Origin of the sequence: Tepidiforma sp. (assembly GCF_034433535.1) — a bacterium.
GTDB lineage: Bacteria > Chloroflexota > Dehalococcoidia > Tepidiformales > Tepidiformaceae > Tepidiforma.
This window is the reverse complement of sequence record NZ_DAOUAO010000224.1, coordinates 25,554-31,884: the sequence shown is the minus strand read 5'-3', so window position 1 is coordinate 31,884 and position 6,331 is coordinate 25,554. Positions and strand designations below refer to the sequence as shown.

Below are 6,331 nucleotides of genomic sequence, written 5' to 3'. Positions count from 1 at the left end.
CAGCGCGGAGCCGGCTCCCCGGTTCGTTTCGAACGCGGCGCGGCCAGGTCGCTGTTGCGCAGGAGGTAGAACCATGGGGCCACGAGTCCGACCACCATCAGCGGAACCCCGAGCAGGACCCCGGGCGCCCCGAACAGGAGGAAGGCCGCGCCGACCGGCAGGGAGAACGCTGCGATGCCGTTGATGGCGGCACGGAAGTAGCCGCGCCAGGTCGAAGCCTCCGGGTCGATCGGGTGCGTCTCGGGCAGGTCGCGAATCGCCGCGGTGATGTTGAGCCGGCTCGCCCGCCACGAGGCGATGAAAATGACGAGGAAGGTGGCGATCACCCCAAGGCAGAACGCGGTCACCATGCTCCGCAGGGTGAAGTTCACCGTGACATTGAGGCCCAGCTGGTCCCCGCCGAAGTACTGGATGATCTCGACCATCCCGACCGTCACGGCCATGCCTGCGACCAGCCCGACCACCGCCGAGCCGAGGTCGTAGCCCATGCCCTCGGAGAGGAACGACTCCACAATCTGGCGCCGCTTCGCCCCGACCGCCCGCGCCATGCCGATTTCCGGCTTCCGTTCGGCCGCCAGCATCACGAAGATGAGGAAGATGAGCAGGATGCCCGCAGCAATGGAGAAGAGGCCGAAGACAACGAAAATCGCCGTGAACGCGGACCCGATGAGCTCGGCCGTCTGGACGAGCTCACGCTTGAGCTCCACCACCCGGTAAGGCGTCCCGTCGAGCAGCTGCTCGAACTTCGCGGCCACCACCTTCGAGCGGTCGACCCCGTCCCGCACGCCGCCGACGTTCGAGACGATGACCGCGTCGGCGACGTCGCCCCGTCCCGTCAGCGCGGCGAAGGTGGCGAAGTCCACGGCCGCCCCGACTTTCGCGTTCGGGTCGATGGCGCCGGACAGGACGTTCGAAGGAACGATCGCGGCGACCTGGAATTCCACCGGCTGGCCCTCATAGAACACCAGCAGGGTGTCGCCCACCCGGGCGTCGACCTGCTCCGCGAGGTCCTTGTTGACGGCCAGCTGATTGCCGCTGAGGCGAACTTCCCGCCCCTCCAGGTCTCGCAGACCTCCGAGCGCCTCGGCGTCCGCGGCCCGGAACGCTACCAGTCGGGCTGAGGGTTCGTTCAGGCGGGTTCGCGGGTTCTGAACTGGCAGGGTCTCGCGCTGGAATGGCACGATGGCCTCGATATCCGGGTCGCCCGCCAGCTGCGCTTTCCACGCATCGACCTGCGCAAGCGGGATGACCTGGTCTTCGACGGGCGCCGGGTTTTCCCGGCTATCCCACGAAATCCACTCGTCGGCCTCCCCGAGGATGCCGTAGACCTCGGAGCTGACGGAGCTCGTCAGCGTGTCGCCGGTGCCGAAGGCAGCGCTCATGATTAGCGTCGAAAGCATGAGGCCGACGATGATGAGCGCCGTTTGTGCCTTGCGCCGGGGGATGTTGCGGAGCCCCATCTTGAACATCACCGGGTTGCGCCAGGCGATGTAGCCGATGAACAGCAGGATGAGGAGCGTCAGCACGACGCAGACGCTGGCGATGATGGTCATCGAAACGCCGAACAGTTCGTTCATCGCTATTCCGCCCCGCCGCCGGATGCGATGAAGGCGAGCATCTGCTCCCGGCTGTCCTGCCGCACGATGACGCCGTCTTCCATGTGAATGGTGCGGTGGCAGCGGGCCGCGACCTTCGGGTCGTGCGTCACGATGACGCAGGTCTGCCGTTCGGCGGCGTTCAGCTCGACGATGAGGTCCATGATCTCGTTGGCGGTCTTCGAATCCAGGGCCCCGGTGGGCTCATCGGCCCAGACGATCGACGGGCGGTTGACCAGCGCGCGGGCGATCGTGACCCGCTGCCGCTGACCGCCGGAGAGCTGCGCCGGCCGCTGGTTGGCCCACTGCCGGAGGTGCACGCGGTCCAGCGCCTCGAGCGCCATTTCACGCGCCACCTTCGGGCGCACGCCGGAGACGATGAGCGGAAGCTCAACGTTTTCGACCGCCGAGAGCACCGGGAGCAGGTTGTACGTCTGAAAGACGAACCCCATCTCGCGGGCGCGGAACTCCGTCTTGCGGTCGTCCGGCATGTGGGTGATGTCCTGGCCGGCGATGTAGACCGCGCCGGAATCGAACTCATCGAGGCCGGAGAGGCAGTTCAGGAGCGTCGTCTTGCCGCAGCCGGAGGGCCCCATGATGGCGACCATTTCGCCGCGGGCGACGGTAAGGGTGACGCCGCGCAGTGCCTGCACCTGGACGGTCCCGGTGTCGTACGTCTTCACGACGTCCCGGGCGTCAATGACGGTTTCATTCGGGGAGACGGTCATGCTGGCTCCATTCCGGTGTCACCACAGTTACAGCGGGGCCGATGCCGGGGCGTTATGGCGGCGCCGGCTTCGCGGTGAGCGGCGAAGCACCTCGTTCCATCGTACATGGCGGAAAGCGTACGACGTTATCTCGTCTTTTTCAACTCGGAGATCAACTTTCTTAATTTCCTGCTAAGACATCATCATTCCGCCACGGTGATCTCTTCAGTGAGGGCAGTCCCGTCCTCGGAAAACCCCCACGCCCGGAAGCGCACCGCCTCACCCGAAAGGGCTGTCATGTCGCAGGCCATCGTCGGCCGCAGGTCCATGGGAAACTTACCGGCTCGCTCCGGCCCCAGCTCCAGCAGGGTTGCCAGTGCGGCTTCAAGCGCCAGGGCGATGCCTTCGACGTCGAAGCCCATCACCGGCCCCGGTCGGTACGGTGCGAGGTAGCCCAGCGAGGTCTGGAGTAGCCGGCGCGCCCCACGGTAGTTTCCCCGGGAAAGGTGAACGTAGGCGGCAGCCGCCTGGATGAGCCCCTGGTAGAGGCTGCGGACGGGTCCGCGCTCCTGCTGCCAGATCTCCTCCAGGTGCTCGTGCGCCTCGTAGAACTTCCCCGCAGTGAAATCGCCGCAGAAGCGGGCAATGTTCCCCGGAACCGTGATGCGCTTGCTGACAAGACGTCGTTTCACGCGCTCCTCCCAGGCGGCGAGTGCTGCCCAACCGTGCGCATCGGCCGCCAGCCGCACAGAATGAAAGCGGATCCCCCGGAGGTTACGCCATGGCCGATACCCACGCCCATCACGACCCCAACGCCGCGCCGATGCACACGGACGTCCGCGAGTCGTTCTCCGCGGGCCAGGTTGCCTTTTGTTACCTCCTCGCCTTTGTCTCCCTGGTCGTCGGAATCGTGAGCGGGCTCCTCTTCATCAACGATTAGCTATTGACTGGCTTACCAGCCAGTATTTTCGAAGAACTTCACGTAAGTTCCCTCCCCCGTGCCAACGCCGTGTGTATCATCCGGCAATGGACGTGCGCTTCAGCCCCACGGCACCGCCCGGCTCGCGGGTGCTGCTCCGGGCAACCAAGTACGACGGGACCCCGCACTGGCTGCAGCCGTTCCGCGTGGTCTCCGATGACGGCAACCTCCTGGTAACCGCCTACCGCGCCCGCACGCCGATTTACACGTCGCGGGGCGAATTCCGCTCGCCGTACGACTCCCTCGTCTACTTCTGGCGTGACCGCTGGTACAACGTCTTCCGCCTCTCCCGGCCCGGCTGCCGAACCGCGCTCTGGTACTGCAACATCACCACGCCGCCCACCTTCGACGGCTGCCAGCTCGGCTACGTCGACCTCGACCTCGACGTGAAGGTCTACCCCAACGGTTGTATCGAGCTCCTCGACGAGGACGAGTTCCGCGAACACGCTCGCCGGTATGGCTACCCCACGGAGGTTATCGCGCGTGCGCAGGCCGCGGCCGACGAGGTGCAGCAGCTCGCCCGTCGCCGGGGTTTCCCCTTCAACCTGGGCTGACGCGGCGCGCGCTCCCTGTCGCAATCGCCCCGTGCGATTTACGCTGTAGCCTCGATGCCCGATACCCGAACCATCCGCGCCCATCTCGAGAATCTGGTGGCCCGGGCCGCAGCGGCGGCCGTCGCCGCCGGCGACCTCCCCGATGTCGCCATCCCCGGGGCCGCCATCGAGCGCCCCAAGGACCCGGCAAACGGCGACTTCGCTTCGACCCTGCCCCTGCGGCTGGCCCGTTCGGCCATGCGCCCCCCGGTCGAGCTGGCCAACGCCATCGCCCGGCACATCCCGTCTGACCCGGCCATCGAGCTGCCGGTCGTCGCGCCGCCCGGGTTTATCAATTTCCGCCTGTCCGAAGGCTTCCTCCAGCAGCAGGTCGAACACATCATCGCCACCGGCCCGGCGTTCGCGGATAGCTCGCTCGGGGCCGGGCGCCGCGCGCAGGTGGAATTCGTGTCGGCCAACCCCACCGGTCCGCTCCATGTGGGGAACGGGCGCGGTGCAGCGATCGGCGACGCGCTGGCGAACGCCCTGGCCGCTGCCGGCTACGACGTCGAGCGGGAATACTACGTCAACGACGCCGGCACCCAGGCCGATACCTTCGCCGAGACGCTCTACGCCCGCTACCAGCAGCTCTTCGGCCGCGACGTTGCGATCCCGGAGAACGGCTATCCCGGGGAATACATGATCGAACTGGCCCGGGAGATTCGCGACCGCCACGGTGACGCCTATTTCCGGCCAGGGGGCGAGCCGGCCCCCGAAGGCTTCGGCGATCTCGGCATCGAGCTGATGGTCGCCCGGATTCGCCAGACCCTGGAGACCTTCGGCGTGCGCTACGACCGCTGGTTCTCGGAGCGGTCGCTCTACGAGCAGGGCGGCGCCTACGAGCAGGTCATGGCCATCCTCCGTGAGCGCGGCATGCTCGTGGAGCGGGAAGGCGCCCTCTGGTTCGCCTCCAGCGAGCTCGGCGACGACAAGGACAACGTGGTCGTCCGTTCCGACGGTCGCCCCACCTATTACGCGAGCGACATCGCCTACCACTGGGACAAGTTCATCCGCCGCGGGTTCAACCTGGTCATCGATGTCTGGGGCGCTGACCACCACGGCCACGTTTCGCGCGTGAAGACCGCGACCCGCGCGGTCGGCGCCGACCCGGATGCCCTCCACATCCTCCTCTACCAGCTGGTGACCGTGAAGCGCGGCGGCGAGGTGGTCCGCCTCTCCAAGCGCGGCGGCGAAATCATCACCCTCGATGAGCTTGTCGAGGAGGTCGGCCCGGACGCCGCCCGCTTCTTCTTCCTCTACCGCTCGCCCGGCTCCCAGATGGACTTCGACCTCGACCTGGCGGTTCGCCAGTCGAGCGAGAACCCTGTCTATTATGTCCAATATGCCCACGCCCGCCTCTGCTCCATCCTCGAACGGGCGCGAGAGCAGGGTCTGACGCCCGAGGGTGGCGACGTCGGCCTGCTTCGCCAGCCCCACGAGCTGGCCCTTGTGCGCGAGATGATGCGCCTCGCCGACGTCATCGAATCGGTGGCCACCACGTTTGAACCGCAGCAGCTGCCGCACTACGCCATGTCGCTGGCTACCGCCTTCCACGCCTTCAACGACGCCTTCAAGCAGCAGAATGATCCGTCGCTCAAGGTCATCACCGACGACGAGGCCCTCAGCCGGGCGCGCCTGCGGCTGGTACTGGCAGCGCGCATCGCGCTGGCTCGCGTGCTCAGCCTGATGGGGATGAGCGCCCCGGAGCGGATGTAACCCCCGACGCTCCCGGCAGCACGATCTCCCCGGCTTCGGGCGCGCCGAACCGGTCGGCCCGGTCGACCCCCGCGCGGGCAGTGAACGCTGCCAGCGCGCAGAGCGCCGCATCCAGGCGGTCCTCGGCGTCCTTCAGCGCCCGCCCGAGCGGGCAGCTGCCCTCGGCGGCGCCCGGCAACTCCGGGAGGTCGCCCGGGATAGCGGCCTGCTCCAGTCGATCCGCCAGCGCATCGCGGAGACGCGCGAGTTCCCCACCGCGCTGCACGAGTGGACCACGCTTGTACTCCGGCGGCCGCTCAAAACCGAGCAGCGTGACGGCCAGGCCGCGTGGGAATGTCTCGAAGGCAAACCTGCCCGCGGCGTCGTCCCCCGGCGGAGGGCCGAGCGTCCAGCCTGCGGCTGCGAGGGCGCGGGCAAGCTCCGGCCCTGCCACAAAGTTGTGCCGCTCGAGGAAGGCCGTCCCCGCGGCGAAGGCGCGAACCCCGCGCCCCCCGAGGGCGCCTGCCATCTCTGCCTCGGCGGTGCGGTCCGGGCCCACGACCAGCGGCGCGTCGACCCCGACGACAACTCGCTCGCCCAGGCTGCTGAGCCAGTTCGCGAGGTCCCACGCCGCGACGGTTTCGCTCCGCGTCGAGAGCCGCCACCCCGACGGGGTGTGCTCAATGACCGCCAGCCCGCTCGGCCGCCGCGCCGTCCAGGAGAGGTCGATGCCGACGAAACAGCTCTCCACCCGCGCACCGT

7 protein-coding genes are annotated in these 6,331 nt (G+C 67.8%); 3 read left to right on the top strand and 4 right to left on the bottom strand.

Annotation, left to right across the window (positions count from 1 at the left end; all coding sequences use genetic code 11):
- From VAE46_RS11820 to VAE46_RS11810, 3 genes are all read right to left on the bottom strand, one after another.
- Positions 1-1,577, bottom strand: a 1,577-nt coding sequence (locus VAE46_RS11820) for an ABC transporter permease (protein ID WP_322797141.1), incomplete at its 3' end; no start/stop codon positions are given.
- A 2-nt stretch (positions 1,578-1,579) separates the two neighbouring features.
- Positions 1,580-2,323 carry an ABC transporter ATP-binding protein gene (locus tag VAE46_RS11815; RefSeq protein ID WP_322797140.1) on the bottom strand — a complete coding sequence of 248 codons (744 nt, stop codon included), beginning with the start codon at positions 2,321-2,323 and terminating at the stop codon, positions 1,580-1,582.
- Between the two features lie 182 nt (positions 2,324-2,505).
- Positions 2,506-2,994, bottom strand: coding sequence for a DUF309 domain-containing protein (locus VAE46_RS11810; protein WP_322797139.1), 489 nt, complete (start codon positions 2,992-2,994; stop codon positions 2,506-2,508).
- An 89-nt stretch (positions 2,995-3,083) separates the two neighbouring features.
- Here VAE46_RS11810 and VAE46_RS11805 point away from each other — a divergent pair, with 89 nt between their 5' ends.
- The 3 genes from VAE46_RS11805 (at position 3,084) to argS (ending at position 5,590) form a co-directional block, all read left to right on the top strand.
- Positions 3,084-3,242: a hypothetical protein gene (locus VAE46_RS11805; RefSeq protein ID WP_322797138.1), complete on the top strand. Its 159-nt coding sequence runs from the start codon at positions 3,084-3,086 to the stop codon at positions 3,240-3,242.
- A gap of 86 nt (positions 3,243-3,328) precedes the next feature.
- Positions 3,329-3,835 carry a DUF402 domain-containing protein gene (locus tag VAE46_RS11800; RefSeq protein WP_322797137.1) on the top strand — a complete coding sequence of 169 codons (507 nt, stop codon included), beginning with the start codon at positions 3,329-3,331 and terminating at the stop codon, positions 3,833-3,835.
- A gap of 54 nt (positions 3,836-3,889) precedes the next feature.
- A complete protein-coding gene (argS, locus tag VAE46_RS11795) occupies positions 3,890-5,590 on the top strand; it encodes an arginine--tRNA ligase (protein ID WP_322797136.1) in 1,701 nt (566 codons plus the stop codon).
- Here the strand turns inward: argS and VAE46_RS11790 are convergent.
- A complete protein-coding gene (locus tag VAE46_RS11790) occupies positions 5,553-6,320 on the bottom strand; it encodes a DUF429 domain-containing protein (RefSeq protein WP_322797135.1) in 768 nt (255 codons plus the stop codon). The two genes, argS and VAE46_RS11790, sit on opposite strands and share 38 nt — an antisense overlap.
- Between the last annotated feature and the right edge of the window lie 11 nt (positions 6,321-6,331).

Coding starts and splice junctions, on each gene's coding strand:
- VAE46_RS11815 (WP_322797140.1), bottom strand. CDS start 2,323: ATGACCGTCTCCCCGAATGAAACCGTCATTGACGCCCGGGACGTCGTG.
- VAE46_RS11805 (WP_322797138.1), top strand. CDS start 3,084: ATGGCCGATACCCACGCCCATCACGACCCCAACGCCGCGCCGATGCAC.
- VAE46_RS11800 (WP_322797137.1), top strand. CDS start 3,329: ATGGACGTGCGCTTCAGCCCCACGGCACCGCCCGGCTCGCGGGTGCTG.
- argS (WP_322797136.1), top strand. CDS start 3,890: ATGCCCGATACCCGAACCATCCGCGCCCATCTCGAGAATCTGGTGGCC.